This is a genomic window from Mariniflexile ostreae, assembly GCF_042427585.1.
In the GTDB taxonomy this organism is placed as follows: domain Bacteria; phylum Bacteroidota; class Bacteroidia; order Flavobacteriales; family Flavobacteriaceae; genus Pseudalgibacter; species Pseudalgibacter ostreae.
Genome location: NZ_JBHMFC010000072.1, coordinates 1 through 1,694 on the forward strand (window position 1 = coordinate 1; position 1,694 = coordinate 1,694).

Below are 1,694 nucleotides of genomic sequence, written 5' to 3' on the forward strand. Positions count from 1 at the left end.
GGCTTCCCCGTGCTGCGCCGTAGTGGCATTGAAAAGGACACGTACAGCATGATCGTTACGGGCTTTGCCCCTGGCGGCGTGGTGGTTATTTGGCTATATGGCGGTGGCAAGCAGGTTGAAGTGGGCAGGTACCAAGGTAAAAAGACGACGGTCCCGGCCAGCGAGATCGACAGGCTGGACAACCATGAACGATTGCTGTTCGATCCTGTAAATCGTAAACTTATGATGGAAAACGACCGGTTAATACCCGTGGAGGTACAGGCGGCCAATAAAAACAGGCCGATTCCCTTTGGCCTGTGGGACAGGTATCGCAAAAAATACTGTTGGCGGCCTACTTTTATAATGCCCGAAGGGGGAAAAATGGATGATCATATTTCATTTCATATGTTTAATGGCGAAAACACGAACATGATCGGCGATGTCTTTACAGAAAACAATTATGAAGAAAGAGCGATACCGGATGATATTGGTTTGGGCTGGTGGGACAAATATGGACAGGGCTATGGCGGTGGCGTAGATTTTGACGAAAAGGAGATTTTCGCTGCCTTTGCGGAGGTTTTTAAAGACAGTCCCCAAGGCACTGCCGATCTAGAGATTAGGGTAAACCAGGCCAACACCTTGCTTATGGTTTCCTTAAAGGGAAATGGCAAGTCAATACCCTTATCTAAAATTAAAATAAAAGCAATAGAATCGCGCTCGCTTACAAAAGAGTATAAGTACAATTGGCGCCCTGTTTTTATATTTCCAGAGGGGGAAAAAATGTTGGATCAAATTGATTTTAGCAGCAAAACTAGTGATCAATTTCTTACAGGAACGACATTTTTAAATATGGCCTTTCAACAAAATGGGACACCTAGCACTATAGATTTTGTTTACTATAAGGGCGGTAGTTCAATGGACATCCGCGGTATAGGTTTAGATTTTGAACAAAAGGAAATCGCCCAAACGTTTCAAAGTATAGAACAGCTCAGTCCTGGCAGCCCGATAGAAATGGAAATAAAAATAGGCAAGGGCTACCATACTTTTACCGTGACCCTTAAAGGCAATGGCGAGGAACTCCCCGTGAAATTTAGAACTTACGATTTTGATTTAGGATATTAATTAATACCAATATACCATGGGAAAATCATTTGTTTACAACACCGGGGCTGCACAAGACGATGAGCCAATAGATAGAATAGACTTTAATAAAGACCATATAAACCTATGACACGAGCAAGACCCTTACTGGCGCTTTTGTTTTTGATCGCACAATTGATTTCGTGCCAACAAAATAAGCAAGTAGAAACCCTAACAGCAAACAACACAGCACACATGAAAACAGTTTTTAAATGGCAGGAAGGTATCAACGCCCCATTGGGATACCCTGTCGAAGTCTATAGGGGCGGCCTTGAGGCAGCCGACGGCTATACCAGTCTGTCCATTGGCGTTACCAGTGGGGCATGGGGGGCCGAAGGCTCTGGTATGAGCAATAGTGTAAAGTCCATACCCAAGCGCATACACTGCATATGGGTGGCCTATGCCGAAGACTGTATGTATGAGGTGGACAGTGATATCGACTACGATAAAATGCTGCATCTTTTTAACGAAGGCTTCCCCGTGCTGCGCCGTAGTGGCATTGAAAAGGACACGTACAGCATGATCGTTACGGGCTTTGCCCCTGGCGGCGTGGTGGTTATTTGGCTATATGGCGG

General features: G+C 45.2%; 2 protein-coding genes. Both read left to right on the forward strand.

Annotated elements, in window-relative coordinates; all coding sequences use genetic code 11:
- The coding region (locus ACFFU9_RS11080; RefSeq protein ID WP_379861506.1) for a DUF2931 family protein at window positions 1-1,101 on the forward strand (1,101 nt) is incomplete at its 5' end.
- 105 nt (window positions 1,102-1,206) lie between these two features.
- The coding region (locus ACFFU9_RS11085; protein WP_379861507.1) for a DUF2931 family protein at window positions 1,207-1,694 on the forward strand (488 nt) is incomplete at its 3' end.